This is a genomic window from Marinobacter sp. (assembly GCF_041690615.1).
Lineage (GTDB): Bacteria > Pseudomonadota > Gammaproteobacteria > Pseudomonadales > Oleiphilaceae > Marinobacter.
Genome location: NZ_JAWLGY010000005.1, coordinates 44,596 through 61,671, shown reverse-complemented (window position 1 = coordinate 61,671; position 17,076 = coordinate 44,596). Strand labels below are relative to the sequence as shown.

The window sequence follows — 17,076 nt, the reverse complement described above, 5'->3', positions numbered from 1 at the left end:
GAAGAACCTCAGAGAAGAAAACGGGCGCCGACGATCAGCAACAGTACGGCGAACAGCCGCTTGAGTAACTTTGCATCCAGGCGGTGGGCCAGGATGGCACCGAAACGGGCGAACAAGACGCTGGTGGCCACGATACCGATGAGCGCCGGCAGATACACGAACCCGACAGCATAATCAGGCAATGCCGGATGCGCCCAGCCGGTCCACAGGTTGGTGGTGGCCCCTGCAATGGCAATGGGCAAACCACAGGCCGCCGAAGTGGCTACGGCCTGCTGCATGGGCACGCTGCGCCAACTAAGGAAAGGAACCGTCAGTGTACCTCCCCCGATACCGAATATGGCGGACCCCCAGCCAATCACACCGCCGGCAACGGTCAGGCCACCATGGCCAGGCACCGGTCTGGCGGTTTTCGGATTGATGTCCAGCAGCATCTTGATGCCCACCACAATGACAAAGATACCGATCACCAGTTCCAGCACCGGGCCACTCAACAGCGACGCGGTCCAGGCGCCGAGCGCTGCGCCCACCACAATACCCACCACCATGGGCCGGAACACTTCCCAGCGCACCGCACCTTTGAGGTGATGTGAGCGAACAGAGCTGATGGACGTAAACACAATCGTCGCCAGGGACGTACCTACCGCCAGGTGAGCGGCAATCTCGCCGCTGATGCCCTGCAGCCCAAAGCTGAAAATCAGCACCGGTACGATAACCAGACCGCCACCGATACCAAACAGGCCTGCCAGGGTGCCGGCGAGTGCACCAAGGGCCAGATAAAGCCCGAATACCATTACCAGGGACATGAGCACCGCCGTCCGTTGAAAAACAAAGCGTGTATCATACACAAACGCCGGTGGCCAATCACCGCCCCGAGGGGAGGTTGCGCCTGCCCTGTCTTTGCTGTCGTCACGGGAGCCCTATGTGCCTGATACTGTTCGCCCTGGACCAGCACCCGGAATTTCCGCTGGTGCTGGCCGCCAACCGGGATGAGTTCTATGACCGCCCGACAACACCCATGCACTGGTGGCCGGATAACCAATGCCTGGCCGGCCGGGACGACCGTTCTGGCGGTACCTGGCTGGCCGTATCCCGGGATGCTGCGGTCACCGCTGTGACCAATGTGCGGGAGGGTAGCGGTGAGCCGGGGCGACTGACCCGCGGCAAGCTGCCGTTACTGGCACTGGACCAGCCAGCGGATGAGCTGACACAGCACCTTGCCGACCATGGCGATCTCTACGCCGGCTTTAACCTGGTCCGGCTCGCAGGCGGGAAAGGCTGGTATTACAGTAACCGCGACGCCCACCCGGGCCGCAGCCTCCACCGCGGTACCTATGGCCTAAGCAACCATCTGCTGCAAAGCCCCTGGCCAAAACTGGTGAGACTGCGCGAGCAACTCCGGGCCACCCTGGCCGGCTGCGATCCGCAAGATCCGGAGGCACTGCATGAAGCGCTTCTCGGCCCCCTCGGTGACAGTACGCCGGCACCCGACCACCTGTTGCCGGACACCGGCATCGGCCTGGATCAGGAGCGCTTCCTGTCATCGCCGTTCATCGCATCGGAGTTCTACGGCACCCGGGCCAGCACCGTGGTCACTGTCGCCCTCAGTGGTGAAGTCCGGGTGACCGAACAACAATGGGGACGGGGTGGCGTTGCGGGAGAGCGCCAGCATTTCAACTGGCAACAGGCACCCGCCGGGGAACACTGATGTTCGAGGTTCGGCAGCGCGGATCGCTCTGGTATACTGCCCTCAACCGGTGTCCTGGAAGGGATACCACCAGGCGCATACAGCGCGTCTGACAAGACGCCCGATACCGCTTCGTGAACCTGACGGAGAGCCCTATGGCTGACACCCCGGACACCACATCCATCGCCGATTTTGAAAAATCCCTGGCCGAACTCGAGGGCCTGGTGCGGGACCTGGAACAGGGCGAGCTTTCCCTGGAGCAGTCCCTCGGCGCCTTTGAACGCGGTGTGCGACTGACTCGTGAGTGCCAGCAGGCCCTGCGCCAGGCAGAGCAGCGTGTGCAGCAACTGGTAGAACGGGAGGACGGCACCCTCGAAACCCGGCCTTTCAACCCGCCGGAAGATGGCGGGGAGCCAGGCTGACCATGCCCAGCGCACGTACCGAAGATTTTCTCGCCACCTGTGCCTCACTGACCGACAATGCGCTGGAGCAACGCCTGCCGCCAATCGGGCAGGAGCCAGACCGCCTGCACGCGGCCATGCGATACAGTGTGCTTGGGGGTGGTAAGCGCATACGCCCGGCGCTGGCCATGGCGGCGGCCTGTGCGGTCGGCGGCCAACCGGAACAGGCACTGGTTTCCGCCTGTGCGGTGGAGCTGATTCATGCCTATTCGCTGATCCACGATGACCTGCCAGCCATGGATGACGATGACCTTCGCCGTGGCAGACCCACCACTCATATCCGCTTCGATCAGGCCACCGCCATCCTGGCCGGTGACGCGTTGCAGGCACTGGCCTTCGAGTGGCTGGCCGGCGACACTGTATTACCCGCGGAGACCCGGCTTGCCATGGTTCAGACGCTGGCAACAGCCAGCGGCAGTGCCGGCATGGTTGGCGGCCAGGCCATCGATCTGGGCGCCGTCGGACAGGCGTTGTCGCTGGAGCAACTTGAGCAGATGCATCGCCGCAAGACTGGCGCACTGATCGAAGCCAGCGTACGACTGGGTGTACTGTCAGTATCGGCGGTCGCTGCTCGGCCGTCGCACCAGGAGCCACTTGACCATTACGCCCGCGCCATTGGCCTGGCATTCCAGGTTCAGGATGACCTGCTGGACATCGAAGGCGATACCAGCGTTATCGGCAAGCCCCAGGGATCGGATGCGGCCCGCAGCAAACCCACCTACCCCGCGCTGATGGGGGTTGACGGTGCCCGGGCCTATCTTGCCACACTGTTGACCCAGTGCCAGGACAACCTGTCGGGGTTCGGTCCCGAGGCAGACGCCCTCAGGGGCATGGCCGAATTCGTGGTGTCACGACGCTACTGAAACCCCCTGCTCCATGACCTATAATGCCCCCTTTAGCCCGATGGGTTGCCGACCGGTGAGACATACCCGGCAACCCTGAAGTCACCGACACAAGACCCGGACGGATGCAGGACACATATATTTTCAAGGAAATTCCCGCTCAGCGGCCCCACACACCGATGCTGGACCGCATTGACGCGCCCGACCAGTTGCGCCTGCTGTCGGATGAAGAGCTGCCGGCGCTGGCCCGGGAGTTGCGGGCCTTCCTGCTGTGGACCGTCGGTCAGACCGGCGGCCATTTCGGCGCCGGGCTGGGGGTACTGGAACTGACCATTGCCCTGCACTATGTCTTCAATACTCCGGAAGACCGGCTGGTCTGGGACGTGGGCCACCAGGCCTATCCCCACAAGATTCTCACCGGACGCCGGGAGCAGATGGGCAGCATCCGTCAGAAAGGCGGCCTTGCCGGCTTTCCCAAGCGCTCGGAAAGCGAGTACGACACATTTGGCGTGGGCCACTCCAGCACCTCCATCAGTGCTGCCCTGGGCATGGCCCTGGCTGCCCGTCAGCAGCAGAGTGGCCGTCGTAGCATCGCGGTGATCGGTGATGGGGCGATGACCGCAGGCATGGCCTTTGAGGCCCTGAACCATGCCGGACATCTGGACGCGGACATGCTGGTCATCCTCAATGACAACGATATGTCTATCTCCAAGAATGTGGGCGGCCTGTCCAACTACTTCGCCCGCCTGCTTTCCAGCCGCACCTACAACCAGATGCGGGACAGCGGCAAACGGGTCCTGCAGGCGGCGCCACCACTGATGGCCCTGGCCCGCAAGACCGAAGAGCACTTCAAGGGCATGATTGCTCCGGGCACCCTGTTCGAGGAACTGGGCTTCAACTACATCGGTCCCATTGATGGCCACGACCTGCCGCTGCTGGTGGAAACCCTTGAGAACATCCGCGAGCTGGGCGGCCCACAGTTCCTCCATGTGGTGACCCGTAAAGGCAAGGGTTTCGCCCCGGCTGAAGAAGATCCCATCGGTTATCACGCCATCAACAAGATCGAGCCAGTACCGGCGAACAAACCGGAGCCGGTCACACCCAAACCGAAACAGCCAAAATATGCCAACGTGTTCGGTCAGTGGCTGTGTGACGCCGCCGAGCAGGATCAGCGTATCGTCGGCATCACCCCTGCCATGTGCGAGGGGTCGGACCTGCTGGCGTTCTCGGAGCGCTTCCCGGACCGTTACCATGATGTTGCCATTGCCGAGCAACACGCGGTCACCCTGGCTGCCGGTCTCGCCTGTGATGGCGCCAAACCGGTGGTCGCCATCTATTCCACCTTCCTGCAGCGGGCCTACGACCAGCTGATCCACGATGTGGCGATCCAGAACCTGGATGTACTCTTCGCCATCGACCGGGCCGGCCTGGTGGGCGAGGACGGGCCCACCCATGCCGGTTCCTTTGATCTGAGTTACCTGCGCTGCGTTCCGAATATGGTGGTCATGACACCGTCGGATGAAAACGAGACCCGCCAGCTCCTGCAGACCGGGCTGATGTACGATGGCCCTGCAGCGGTTCGTTATCCCCGGGGGACGGGACCGGGCGCGGCTATCGAGCAGCAACTCCAGCCGCTACCCATTGGCCGTGGTCGCATCGTGCGCGAGGGGGAGTCGGTGGCCATTCTGAACTTCGGCACTCGCCTTTCAGCCGCGCTGGAGGCCGCCGACCGGCTCAATGCCACGGTTGCTGACATGCGTTTCGTGAAGCCCCTCGACGAGGCCCTGGTAACGGAACTGGTGAATACCCACGATGTGGTGGTCACCCTGGAAGAGAACGCCATTGCCGGCGGTGCGGGGAGTGCGGTGACCGAATTCCTGAACCGGGAAGGTATGGCAAAGGCGGTATTGCAACTGGGCTTACCGGACCACTATGTCGATCATGGCAAGCACGGCGAGCTGTTGGCGGAAGTGGGGCTGGATGCTGCGGGTATTGAGGCTTCTATCCGGCAGCGGTTGATTGGTCGCAAGCCTGACCTTAAGGCAGCCCCCTGAGGCATGACCAGGTACCAACAAGACTGATGGTGAGGGGCTGATAGCGGGGACAAGCCCGGTTATTCCGGGTCGTCGTCCTGGTGGGTCTCCAGCCAGTGACCCAGCTTGCTCTGCTTGGTGTTGAGGTAATGCTCGTTGTGGGGGTTACGCCCGACATGCAGGGGTACCCGCTCTACGATATCGATTCCCAGAGACCGCAGCGAGTCCACCTTGCGGGGGTTGTTGGTCATCAGTTTCAGGCTACTGATTCCAAGGTGACCCAGCATGTCCTTGCACATGGTGTAGTCCCGCAGGTCAGCGGCAAAGCCCAGACGCTCGTTGGCCTCAACGGTATCCGCCCCCTCATCCTGCAGCTTGTAGGCCCGGATCTTGTTCAGCAGACCAATACCGCGACCCTCCTGACGCAGGTACATCAGGATACCGCGACCTTCCCGGGCGATGCTTCGCAACGCCTCTTCGAGCTGGTATCCGCAGTCACAACGCATGCTGTAAAGGGCATCGCCGGTCAGGCACTCGGAGTGGGTGCGAGCCAGCATGGGCTCGTCGCTGTTCAGATCACCCAGGGTCAGGGCAACGTGCTCCTTGCCGGTATCCGGTTCCTCGAAACCGTGCATGTCAAAAACACCGAAAGGGGTAGGCAGGCGACAGGTCTGGATGTAGCGAACAGCCACAGTGGTTCCTCATGAGTGCTGGTTCAGTAAGCGGGGCATTCTAGCAGATGGCGGCCACCCGGCGTAGTTCAAGATGACTTACGCGTCACGACGGCGTTCATGTGAGCTATCTGACACTTGGTCCTTTACGTTGATTAGGCTCTTTCAGATGCCCTGCTCCGATGATCGAGGCGGGTGTCGCGTAGCTGTTTTCGGGACCCTCAAAAAGAGGGACCTTTTTGAGGAGCCTCCAGGGACGGATTCACGGCGTGTCCCGAAAACAGCTACGCGGTGGCCGCCAGTCACTGAATTCCCGGTTTGCCCCAATGCCCGAAGCACCTTGGAAGTTCGCGATCAACCAGCCTGCCAATGCCCACTGCGGCCGCCCTTCTTATCCAGCAACCGCACCCCGGTAATCTCCATCCCCTTGTCCACCGCCTTGCACATATCGTACAGAGTCAACGCCGCCACACTCACGGCGGTAAGGGCCTCCATCTCGACGCCGGTCTGTCCGGACAACTTACAGCGGGCCTCGACATGAACCGATGACGGCTCCTGCTCCGGCGTAAACGCCAGCTTCACTGACGACAGGTTCAGGGCATGGCATAAAGGAATCAGATCATGGGTTTTCTTGGCCGCCATAATACCCGCGACCCGGGCCACCGCCAGCACATCCCCCTTGGGATGCTCCCCATCCAAAATCATGGCAAGGGTTTTCGGGTCCATCAGAATACGACCTTCCGCAATGGCTTCCCGCTGAGTCACTGCCTTGTCGGCCACATCCACCATACGGGCCGCGCCCTGTTCGTCCAGGTGGGTCAGTTTACTCATTGTGCCTCCGAATCAGTGTTGTACGCCGGCCACCACCAGGAGATCCCCGCGATGCCCTGCGCTCCGGCCTGTATCGCCGTCTGAAGATGTTCCGGACCGGTACCGCCAAGGGCATAGACCGGGATGACCGCTTGTCCGGCCAGCCTGACAAACCGCTCCCAGCCCATGCCCGGGTTACCCGGATGGGAAGGGGTCGGTAGAACCGGCCCCAGGGTCGCATAGTCTGCACCGATAGCCGCCGCATGGGCCAGCTCATCACCGTCGTGACAGGAAACGCCGAACCAGCGTTCCTCCGGTACGGGTCGCTGGCGGAGCCCGGCTGCTCTCCGCCAACTCAGATGAACGCCTGCTACCGGCAGGTCCGCCACCAGTTCCGGACGATCATGAACCACCAGGGAGGTCGCCGACAAACCCGCCAGACATCGCCCTAATGCTTCAGTGTACGCCTCAGGTGTCAGTGATGGCAGTCTCAGCACAACCATACCATCACCGGACCCGCTCCGGCCGTGGATACAACGCTCGGCCGCCGGACCAGCCTGAAGTTCATCTCCGGTGATGGCAAGTGTTCGCGGCAACCGGATCGCCCCGATGATGGGCCGGTTGGCCGCCGGAAAGTCCCTGGCCAGCAGCTCGCCCGGTCGCTGCCAGAACAACGGCTGGCCTTCCAGGCCCCTGGGCTCTCCGGAAGATACCCGGGCCTCCCAGACATCCAGGAACACTTCCTTGTCGCCATAATCGTGGCGGATACCAATCAGTGGCTGCAGGTTGCCAGGGTTTACCGTGACAGCGGTTTCCTCCAGCAGCTCCCTGGCCAGTGCCTGCTGCACCGTTTCCCCCGGCTCCACCTTACCACCCGGAAATTCCAGCAGACCGCCCTGGTGGGCGCTCAGCGGGCGCCGGGCAATAAGCACCTGCCCCTCGCGCCAGATTACACCGACAGCCACATGGACCAGCTTGCGCGATGACCCGGTCATCTCAGGTTCGGTACTCGGCATTGATGGTGACGTAGTCATGGGAGAAGTCACAGGTCCATACCCGCTCTTCGATACGGCCCCGTTTGAGGTCAATGCGAATGGTGACCTCCTGCTGGTCCATCACTGCCTGGCCCCGCTCCTCGGTATAATCGTCCGCGCGGCCGCCGTTTCTCACCAGGCATACATCGCCCAGGAAAATCTCGATGGCCTCAAGGTCCAGCCCTTCCACACCTGCCCGCCCGACAGCGGCCAGGATACGCCCCCAGTTCGGGTCGGAAGCAAACAGGGCGGTCTTCACCAGCGGCGAGTGGGCCACAGTATAGGCCACATCCAGCGCCTCCTTCTGACCAGCGGCGCCGGCCACCTCGATGGTGACAAACTTGGTGGCGCCTTCGCCATCCCTGACGATGGCATGGGCCAGCTCCATGTAGACCTCATTCAATGCGTCCCTGAGCACCGGGTAGTGTTCACTCTCGACGGTCGCTACACCAGCACCCGCCTCTCCGGTGGCAATCAGCATGCAGGCGTCATTGGTGGAGGTGTCGCCATCGATGGTAATGCGGTTGAAGGACGTCTCACCCAGCTCACTGGACAGCTTCTGCAATACCCGGGGCGAGATAGAGGCGTCCGTGGCAATAAAGCCCAGCATGGTGGCCATATTGGGACGAATCATCCCAGCGCCCTTGCTGATACCGGAGATATTGATGGTCTTGCCATCAATTTCGACCTGACGGGTAGCCCCCTTGGGGCGCGTATCCGTGGTCATGATGCCGGCGGCCGCTTCGGCCCAGTGCTCTGCAGACAGATTCGCCAGCGCGGCCGGCAGGGCGCTGACGATCTTCTCCACCGGAAGGGGTTCGCCAATGACGCCGGTAGAGAACGGCAGTACCGAGTTGGCCCGGGCCCCCGCCTCCTGCGCCAGGGCTTCGCAGCAGGTCCGGGCATCACGCATGCCACGCTCACCGGTGCCCGCGTTGGCGTTGCCTGTATTGATCAGCAGATAACGGGGCTCACCCTCATCCAGGTGGGCCCGGGCCACATGCACAGGCGCCGCACAGAACTGGTTAGTGGTGAAGATACCAGCCACCCGGCTGCCCCCGGACAGCTCAATGACCACCACATCCTTACGACCGGGTTTCTTGATGCCGGCGCTGGCGATTCCCAGCCTGACTCCGGCTACCGGAAAAAAATGCTCGGGCAATGTCGCGGGACCTACCGCCATAATCGTCTCCTTGGGCGGCACTTTCTGGCGCCGCCGGAATTCGTGATTCAGGATAAAAAAACCCGCAGCCCCGTCTTCACGGAGGTGCGGGCTTGTCGTCTGTGGCGCTACGGGGGCTTCAGGCGACCTTGCCGCAGCACTGCTTGTACTTCTTGCCAGACCCGCACGGACAGGGTTCGTTCCGGCCCACTTTTCGCTCCTGGCGCACGAAGGTTTCGGGGGTTTGGCCCTGTCGGTCCTCGTCGCCCTCCCGCTCGTTCTGTTCAGCCTGGGCGGCGCTGGTCTGGTCGTGGCGCATCCGGGCAGCGGCCAGCTCCTTCTCGAGCTGCTCCCGACGCTGGCGCTCCACTTCTTCCATTTCCTCACGGGTCTGCACCTTGACGTGGCACAGAACGCGGGTGATATCCCGCTTCATGGTATCCAGCATGGTTTCGAACAGGTTGAACGCCTCACGCTTGTATTCCTGCTTCGGGTTCTTCTGGGCGTAGCCCCGCAGGTGGATACCGCGGCGCAGATGATCCATGTTCGACAGGTGCTCTTTCCACAGGGTGTCGAGCACCTGGAGGAAGACCTGCTTCTCGAACTTGCGCATGGACTCGGCACCCACGACCTCTTCCTTGGACCGATAGGCAGCAACAACCTCTTCCAGGATCCGCTCGCGGAGTTTCTCCTCATAGAGTTTCTTGTCCTCGTCCAGCCATTGCTGGATGGGCAGCTCTATGGCCATTTCAGAGGCCAGGTGCGCCTCCAGCCCGGCCACATCCCACTGCTCAGGCATGCTCTGGGGCGGGATGAACTCGCTGATGGTCTCTTCCACCACATCGGCGCGAATGCCGTCAATGATCTCCGAGATGTTCTCCGATGCCATGACCTCGTTGCGCTGCTCGTAGATCACGGTGCGCTGGTCGTTGGCCACGTCGTCGTATTCCAGCAGCGTCTTGCGCATGTCGAAGTTGCGGCCTTCAACCTTGCGCTGGGACTTCTCGATGGCGTTGGTGACCATGCGATGCTCGATGGCCTCGCCCTTTTTCATGCCCATGGCCTGCATCAGCTTCTTCACCCGATCAGGGGCGAAGATGCGCATCAGGTTATCTTCCAGTGAGAGGAAGAAGCGGGACGAGCCCGGATCACCCTGACGGCCAGCCCGGCCCCGGAGCTGGTTATCGATACGGCGGGATTCATGACGCTCGGTACCGATGATGTGCAAGCCGCCGGAGGCAAGCACCTGCTGGTGGCGCTCCTCCCACTCGGCCTTGATGGCATCAATCTGTTCCTGGGTGGGGTTCTCCAGGGCAGCGACCTCTGTCTCCCAGTTGCCGCCCAGCATAATGTCGGTACCACGACCCGCCATGTTCGTGGCGATGGTAACGGCCCCGGGGCGGCCTGCCTGGGCAATGACCTGGGCTTCGCTCTCGTGGTGTTTGGCGTTGAGTATCTTGTGATCAATCCGTGCCTTCTTCAGCAGCGACGACAGCACTTCGGATGCCTCTACCGACGCTGTACCCACCAGCACCGGACGATTCTCTGCCGTGACGTCCTTGATCTCGTCGATGATCGCGTGGAATTTCTCTTCCTGGGTGAGGTAGATCAGGTCGTTGTAGTCAATCCGCTGGATCGGTTTGTTGGGCGGAATAACCACCACGTCGAGACCGTAGATCTGGCGAAACTCGAAGGCTTCCGTATCGGCTGTACCGGTCATACCGGCCAGCTTGTCGTACATGCGGAAGTAATTCTGGAAGGTGGTGGAAGCCAGGGTCTGGCTCTCGGCCTTGATCTCAACACCTTCTTTGGCCTCGATAGCCTGGTGCAGGCCTTCGCTCCAGCGACGACCGGGCATGGTACGCCCGGTATGTTCGTCCACAATCACAACCTGGCCGTTCTGCACCAGGTAGTCCACCTCCCGGTGGAACAGGTGATGTGCCCGCAGGCCGGAGTGGATATGGTGCAGCAGAGCCAGGTTCGCGGCGGAGTACAGATTCTCACCCTCCTTCAGCAATCCGCGACTGAGCAGTAGCTGCTCCACTTTTTCGTGGCCGGCTTCCGTGAGCTCCACCTGGCGGGACTTTTCATCAATGGTGAAGTCGCCGCTGGGTTCACCGTCTTCCTCGGACACCTCGCCCTTTTCCAGGGAAGGAATCAGCGCGTTGATTTCCCGGTAGAGCTTCGAGCTGTCTTCCGCTGCACCGGAAATAATCAGCGGCGTTCGCGCCTCATCGATCAGGATGGAGTCTACCTCGTCCACAATGGCGTAGTTGAGCGGACGCTGGACCTTGTCCTCCATACTGAACGCCATGTTGTCACGCAGGTAGTCAAAACCGAACTCGTTGTTGGTACCGTAGGTGATATCCGCCTGGTAGGCCGCCCGCTTCTCTTCCGCCGGCTGCCCGGACACCACCACACCCACGGTCATGCCCAGGAAGCGGTAAAGCTTGCCCATCCACTCCGAGTCACGACGGGCCAGGTAGTCGTTGACGGTCACCACGTGCACGCCACGACCGGCGAGGGCATTCAGGTAGACCGCTGCTGTCGCCACCAGGGTCTTGCCTTCCCCGGTTTTCATTTCAGCGATGTGCCCTTCATGGAGGGTCATGGCACCAATGAGCTGCACGTCGAAGTGGCGCATGCCCATAACCCGGCGGCTGGCTTCGCGTACCGTGGCAAAGGCCTCCGGCAGCAGCTGGTCAAGAGTCTCTCCTTTTTCCAGCCGGCCCCGGAACTCGGTGGTCCTGGCCTGCAACTGTTCGTCGGTCAACGCGATGAGCGACTCTTCGAGCTCGTTGATGCGATTTACTACCTTTCGCATCCTTTTGATCTCGCGAGCGTTTTTACTGCCGAACATCTTCGTTGCAAGCTTCGTGAACATAGACCACTGCTTCTTTGATTAAACGGAGGAAGCCGGCATTCTAACCTTATTTTGCAAGAGGACAAAAGGCGGTCGGGCGTTGCCGGGCTGGTTAACACCCCGGAAACCGGGGCTGGGTCACAGGGATTGTCGTGGCAGAAGGTCCCCGGCGACTGCCGGGGACACAGGGAGGGCGTAACATTTCCGCAATCAGGCTAACGGGAAGCGCGCTGCATATACTTCACCGGGTCTTTTGCCTTGCCACCCTGGAGCACTTCGAAATGAACGTGGGGGCCGGTGGAGCGACCAGTGGATCCCATACGGGCAATCACCTGCCCCTTCTGCACGACCTGGCCAACTTCCACTTCCACTGCCTTGGCGTGGGCATAACGGGTCACCAGCCCCTCACCATGATCAACCTCCACCAGGTTGCCGTAGCCTTGACGGTCTCCCGCAAAGGTCACCACGCCGGCGGCCACGGAGATGATATCGCTGTCTTCCCGGCCCGCCAGGTCGACGCCATTATGCCAGGTGCGCTTGCCGGTGAAAGGGTCGGAACGGTAACCGAAGCGGGACGATAACCAGCCCCAGGTTATGGGGCGACCAGCCACGAACCGTTCGTCTTCCAGGCGACGACTGGAAATCAGGGTGTCCAGCAAGCGCAGCTGCTGCTCCCGATCGCGGATTTTCTGATCCAGGTCTGTGATCATGGCGGTCAGCTCCGGAGTGCTGAAAGATTCGGCGTCCGCCACGCCCTCTTCCGGACCGCCAACGGCCGGGGCTTCATCGAAATTGAACTCGTCGCTGGCCACCGCACCGCTTTCGATAAAGCGCTGACCCAGGGCATCCAGCCGGAGCAGGCGCCCCTGCATTTCACCCAGGCGCAGGGTCATGGCGTCCACCTGCTCCCGCGTGTCGCGCTCCAGGCGAGCCAGTTCCTGCTGCTGCTCTTCGAGGGTACCTTGCCACTGGGAAAGCAGGAATGACGGTACCACGGGCCGATCAGCAACCTGGGCGATCGCCACCCGGTAGCCGGCCCAGGTACAGAGGGCCACCAACAGCAGGGCGATAAAACCGGCTACTGCCAATCCGCGGGCATTAAGAGAAACGACCCTGGAGCGACCGTGATTTCGACCTACAAGGATGATATTCATAACGTCTGACCAAATTGACTGTGACAGACATCCCTGTCGTGACGATCGGCTTCCCGGGGAAAGCGGAGGCACACAAGCACTCCGCTGTACAAACGGCCTGATCATAAACCGGGCCGGAATATTAAAAGGAGACAGGCTTCTTCCTTTTTGCCCCCAGGCTGTTACGCTTTGTTAAAGCCGTAACCGATTCGGTTACGATAAACACCAGTCCGCACCGCGCCTCGGGCGGCGGTCGGTAAGTGTATAAAATACTGACCCGTTTCGTCGAGTTACACGGCCATTGCACCTGATACAGCTATGAAGACCCGTCACTCACTGTCACTATCTGCCGATAACCGTGATCAGCCCAGGCATCTGCGCGACCTGATGGCCAAGGCGGCCCTGCATAACCGGGCCGAGCAGCATGTGCTCTCAGCAATACCGGAACGCCTTGCTTCCGGGGTCCGTTTCGTCAGCTACCACGACGGCGAACTGGTCCTGCTGTGTGATAACGCCACCCAGGCCAGCCAGCTTCGGTATCAGCAACGGGAGATCATGGCGACTTTACGGAAAGAGGAAGCATTCGAGTTCGTCTGGAAGCTGAAGATCAAGGTACAACCCCGGCGCTATTCCCTGAAAAGGCCGCCTGAGCCCATGACCCTCAGTAAAGAAAATGCCCGGCTACTCCAGGAGGAGGCCGGGCACACGAAGGATAAAGCTTTACGCGAGGTTCTCGAAAAACTCGCCAGTCACGCCAGCAACCGCTCGGACTGAGGTTTCCTGCCTCAGGCCGGTGCCGCCAGTACAGGCTTCATGTAAGAGATGGGGGCTGTGGCTTCGTCATCGAAGGTCACCACTTCCCAGGCATCTTCCTCAGCCCGCAGCTTGCGCAACAGCTTGTTGTTCAGATCATGTCCGGATTTCACACCACGGAACTCACCGATCAGACTGTTCCCCAGCAGATACAGATCACCGATGGCATCCAGGACCTTGTGCTTGACGAACTCATCATCGTAGCGCAGACCATCCTCGTTGAGGATCTTGTAGTCGTCCACCACAATGGCATTGTCGACACTGCCACCCAGGGCCAGGTTCATGGCGCGCAACTTCTCGATGTCACGCATGAAACCGAAGGTACGGGCCCGACTGACCTCTTTCACAAAGGAGGTGCTGGAGAAGTCCACTGTCGCCGTCTGGGCACGGCCCTTGAACACCGGATGGTCGAAGTCGATGCCAAAACTCACCTTGAAGCCTTCGAAAGGCAGGAAGGTCGCTTTCTTGTCGCCTTCTTCCAGCGTGACTTCACGCTTGATCCGGATGAAGCGCTTGGGCGCGTCCTGTTCCGCAATGCCTGCTGACTGAAGCAGGAAGACGAAGGGGCCGGCACTGCCATCCATGATGGGCACTTCGGCGGCACTGAGTTCCACGAAACAGTTGTCGATACCGAGTCCGGCCATGGCCGACAGCAAATGCTCGATCGTTGCAACCCGGACGCCATTCTTGACCAGCGTCGTCGACAGCATGGTTTCGCCCACGTTCTCCGCGCAAGCACGGATCTCGACCACCGGGTCAAGGTCAGTACGACGGAAAACAATCCCCGTTTCCACCGGAGCGGGCTTCAGGGTGAGATATACCTTTTCACCGGAGTGAAGGCCAACGCCAGTGGCACGAATGGTATTTTTTAGCGTCCGTTGTCTGATCATCGGTACATATATCCGTCACAAAAGAACGATATCATCATGCAAAAAACTGCGCGGATGATACCAAAGAACGAAAGTGAATACCATTTAACCAATGGCCTCGTGACATAATCGTCATGTCTTTCGTCGTTCATGTGTATCAGGTCACAGGGCGGGCAGAAGCCCGCACCCTGTCAACCACATTCGCAACAGATTATCAGTCAGCCTGACGGCGCAGGAATGCGGGAATATCGAGATAATCCACATCCTGTTCGTCAGAGTCACGACTCTGGTCCACTGCGACATTGCCCTGGGATACCGCGCGACGACGCAATACCGCGGGGCGGTCAAGCTGGTTGTAGTCGGTGGTGCCGTCCAGGGTACGGGTGTTGTCCACCACCTTGGTGGGCTTTTCCCGGTCTCCACCCAGGCCCGTGGCCACTACGGTCACCTTCAGCTCATCGGTCATTTCCGGGTCGATGACGGTACCGACCACCACCGTGGCAGAATCGGAAGCGAACTCGCGAACGATGTCACCCACTTCGGAGAATTCGCCCAGGTTCAGGTCCATGCCCGCGGTGATGTTGACCAGGATACCCTTGGCACCCTGCAGGTTGATGTCTTCAAGCAGCGGGCTGCGAACAGCGGCTTCTGCAGCCTCACGGGCCCGGTTTTCGCCAGTGGCGCGGGCGGTGCCCATCATGGCCATACCCATCTCAGACATCACGGTCTTCACGTCGGCAAAGTCGACGTTGATCATGCCGTTACGGGTAATCAGGTCAGCGATGCCCTGCACGGCCCCCAGCAGCACATCATTCGCCGAACCGAATGCATCCAGCAGGCTGGTCTTCTTGCCCAGCACTGCCAGCAATTTTTCGTTGGGAATAGTTATCAGGGAGTCGACGCTCTCCTCCAGGTCTTTCAGACCGGATTCGGCGACGCTCATGCGCTTGCCGCCCTCGAACTGGAACGGCTTGGTCACAACTGCCACCGTCAGAATGCCCATTTCGCGAGCAACCTCGGCAACGATGGGCGCTGCACCGGTGCCGGTACCACCGCCCATACCCGCAGTGATAAACACCATATCGGCACCCTTGATGGCATCAGCGATGCGATCACGGTCTTCCATTGCGGCCTGGCGACCGATCTCCGGGTTTGCACCGGCGCCAAGTCCCTTGGTGATATTGCCGCCAAGCTGAATCACCTGCCGGGCATCCAGGTCGTGCAGTGCCTGGGCGTCCGTGTTGGCGCAGATGAACTCGACCCCTTCCACATCGCTGTTGAGCATGTGCCGCACGGCATTACCGCCGCCGCCACCAACACCGATGACCTTGATCACAGCGTTCTGCTGGACATTATCGACTAGTTCAAACATTCCCCTTCTCCTTCGTGCTGTGTTCAGCCAGTTCCCGGCTGATTATTTTCTCGAGATACCTTCGTGTGATGCGTCGTTATTCAGAAATGCCCGGTAAACCAGGCTTTCATTCGCTCCAGCAAGGAGGGCGCATCTTCCCCCTTGAGAACGGGCCCCTGTCCCAGATCCATCTGGCGGAAACCATGGATCAGCAACCCGACGCCGGTAGCGTATATCGGGTTGTTGACCACCTCCGTCATGCCGGAGACCGCCTGCGGTGAGGCAAGCCGTACCGGCATGTGGAAGATCTCTTCGGCCAGCTCCACCACCCCTTCCATGGTGGAGGAGCCACCAGTGACAACGATGCCCGCCGGTACCAGGTCCTCGAACCCACTGCGGCGCAGCTCCGACTGCACCAGGGTGAACAGCTCCTCGTATCGCGGCTCAACAACCTCCGCCAGGGCCTGGCGGGACAGGTTGCGGGGTGCGCGGTCACCCACGCTGGGTACCTTGATGGTTTCTTCGGCCCCGGCCAGCTGCGTTAGTGCGCAGGCGTACTTGATCTTGATGTCTTCGGCGTTCTGCGTGGGCGTGCGCAGGGCCATGGCGATGTCGTTGGTCACCTGGTCTCCGGCGATCGGAATGACCGAGGTGTGACGGATGGCCCCGCCGGTAAAGACCGCGATATCGGTTGTGCCACCGCCGATATCCACCAGGCAAACGCCCAGCTCCTTCTCGTCTTCGGTAAGCACGGAATGGGCGGAAGCAAGCTGCTCCAGAATGATGTCATCCACTTCCAGGCCACAGCGACGTATACATTTTTCGATGTTCTGGGCCGCGTTTACCGCACAGGTCACCAGGTGGACCTTGGCTTCAAGGCGAACACCAGACATGCCCAGGGGTTCCTTGATGCCTTCCTGGTTATCGATCACGAATTCCTGGGGCAGGATATGCAGGATCTTCTGATCCGCGGGAATGGCCACCGCCTGGGCGGCGTCAATGACGCGGTCGATATCCGCCTGGGTTACTTCCCGGTCACGGATGGCCACAATGCCGTGGGAATTGAGACTCTTGATGTGACTGCCGGCAATACCGGCATAGACCGAATGGATACGGCAGCCGGCCATCAGCTCGGCCTCTTCCACCGCCCGCTGTATGGCCTGCACGGTGGTTTCGATATTGACCACCACGCCACGCTTGAGCCCGCGGGAGGCATGGGAGCCGATGCCGACCACTTCGATGGTTCCGTCCAGCTTGCGCTTGCCGACGATGGCCACCACCTTGGAGGTGCCAATATCCAGTCCGACAATCATGTTTTCCGTATCAACCGATGACATGCAGTTCACCAAT

At 60.8% G+C, this 17,076-nt stretch carries 15 protein-coding genes; 5 read left to right on the top strand and 10 right to left on the bottom strand.

Annotated elements, in window-relative coordinates; all coding sequences use genetic code 11:
- Positions 1-8 precede the first annotated feature (8 nt).
- On the bottom strand, positions 9-791 hold the full coding sequence (locus ACESMZ_RS05535; RefSeq protein WP_372956045.1) for a sulfite exporter TauE/SafE family protein: 783 nt from the start codon (positions 789-791) through the stop codon (positions 9-11).
- Positions 792-919: 128 nt separating this feature from the next.
- Between ACESMZ_RS05535 and ACESMZ_RS05530 the strand changes: the two genes are divergently transcribed.
- From ACESMZ_RS05530 to dxs, 4 genes are all read left to right on the top strand, one after another.
- The gene (locus tag ACESMZ_RS05530; RefSeq protein WP_372955856.1) at positions 920-1,705 is read left to right on the top strand and encodes an NRDE family protein; all 786 of its coding nucleotides are present in this window, start codon (positions 920-922) and stop codon (positions 1,703-1,705) included.
- A 134-nt stretch (positions 1,706-1,839) separates the two neighbouring features.
- The gene (locus ACESMZ_RS05525; protein WP_372955855.1) at positions 1,840-2,106 is read left to right on the top strand and encodes an exodeoxyribonuclease VII small subunit; all 267 of its coding nucleotides are present in this window, start codon (positions 1,840-1,842) and stop codon (positions 2,104-2,106) included.
- A 2-nt stretch (positions 2,107-2,108) separates the two neighbouring features.
- Positions 2,109-3,008: a polyprenyl synthetase family protein gene (locus tag ACESMZ_RS05520; protein WP_372955854.1), complete on the top strand. Its 900-nt coding sequence runs from the start codon at positions 2,109-2,111 to the stop codon at positions 3,006-3,008.
- 104 nt (positions 3,009-3,112) lie between these two features.
- Positions 3,113-5,041, top strand: coding sequence for a 1-deoxy-D-xylulose-5-phosphate synthase (gene dxs, locus ACESMZ_RS05515; RefSeq protein WP_372955853.1), 1,929 nt, complete (start codon positions 3,113-3,115; stop codon positions 5,039-5,041).
- Between the two features lie 59 nt (positions 5,042-5,100).
- On the opposite strand, the gene ribA is transcribed toward dxs, so the two are convergent.
- The 6 genes from ribA to ACESMZ_RS05485 form a co-directional block, all read right to left on the bottom strand.
- On the bottom strand, positions 5,101-5,712 hold the full coding sequence (gene ribA, locus ACESMZ_RS05510; protein WP_372955852.1) for a GTP cyclohydrolase II: 612 nt from the start codon (positions 5,710-5,712) through the stop codon (positions 5,101-5,103).
- Positions 5,713-6,045: 333 nt separating this feature from the next.
- Positions 6,046-6,522 (bottom strand): cyclic pyranopterin monophosphate synthase MoaC, encoded by a 477-nt coding sequence (moaC, locus tag ACESMZ_RS05505; RefSeq protein WP_372955851.1) that lies wholly within the window; start codon positions 6,520-6,522, stop codon positions 6,046-6,048.
- Positions 6,519-7,496 (bottom strand): Nudix family hydrolase, encoded by a 978-nt coding sequence (locus ACESMZ_RS05500; RefSeq protein WP_372972319.1) that lies wholly within the window; start codon positions 7,494-7,496, stop codon positions 6,519-6,521. Before ACESMZ_RS05500 ends, moaC begins: the two co-directional genes overlap by 4 nt.
- Before the next feature lies 1 nt (position 7,497).
- The gene (argJ, locus tag ACESMZ_RS05495) at positions 7,498-8,718 is read right to left on the bottom strand and encodes a bifunctional glutamate N-acetyltransferase/amino-acid acetyltransferase ArgJ (RefSeq protein WP_372955849.1); all 1,221 of its coding nucleotides are present in this window, start codon (positions 8,716-8,718) and stop codon (positions 7,498-7,500) included.
- Positions 8,719-8,836: 118 nt separating this feature from the next.
- On the bottom strand, positions 8,837-11,581 hold the full coding sequence (gene secA / locus ACESMZ_RS05490; protein ID WP_372955848.1) for a preprotein translocase subunit SecA: 2,745 nt from the start codon (positions 11,579-11,581) through the stop codon (positions 8,837-8,839).
- Between the two features lie 194 nt (positions 11,582-11,775).
- Positions 11,776-12,714 (bottom strand): M23 family metallopeptidase, encoded by a 939-nt coding sequence (locus ACESMZ_RS05485; RefSeq protein ID WP_372955847.1) that lies wholly within the window; start codon positions 12,712-12,714, stop codon positions 11,776-11,778.
- Positions 12,715-13,011: 297 nt separating this feature from the next.
- On the opposite strand from ACESMZ_RS05485, the gene ACESMZ_RS05480 reads away from it, so the two are divergent.
- Positions 13,012-13,467: a DUF721 domain-containing protein gene (locus tag ACESMZ_RS05480; RefSeq protein WP_372955846.1), complete on the top strand. Its 456-nt coding sequence runs from the start codon at positions 13,012-13,014 to the stop codon at positions 13,465-13,467.
- An 11-nt stretch (positions 13,468-13,478) separates the two neighbouring features.
- On the opposite strand, the gene lpxC is transcribed toward ACESMZ_RS05480, so the two are convergent.
- The 3 genes from lpxC to ftsA form a co-directional block, all read right to left on the bottom strand.
- Complete coding sequence (gene lpxC / locus ACESMZ_RS05475; protein ID WP_372955845.1) at positions 13,479-14,396, bottom strand: UDP-3-O-acyl-N-acetylglucosamine deacetylase; 918 nt, start codon at positions 14,394-14,396, stop codon at positions 13,479-13,481.
- Between the two features lie 193 nt (positions 14,397-14,589).
- Entirely contained in the window at positions 14,590-15,747 is a 1,158-nt protein-coding gene (gene ftsZ / locus ACESMZ_RS05470) for a cell division protein FtsZ (protein ID WP_372955844.1), read from the bottom strand.
- A gap of 80 nt (positions 15,748-15,827) precedes the next feature.
- A complete protein-coding gene (gene ftsA, locus ACESMZ_RS05465; protein ID WP_372955843.1) occupies positions 15,828-17,063 on the bottom strand; it encodes a cell division protein FtsA in 1,236 nt (411 codons plus the stop codon).
- Positions 17,064-17,076 lie beyond the last annotated feature (13 nt).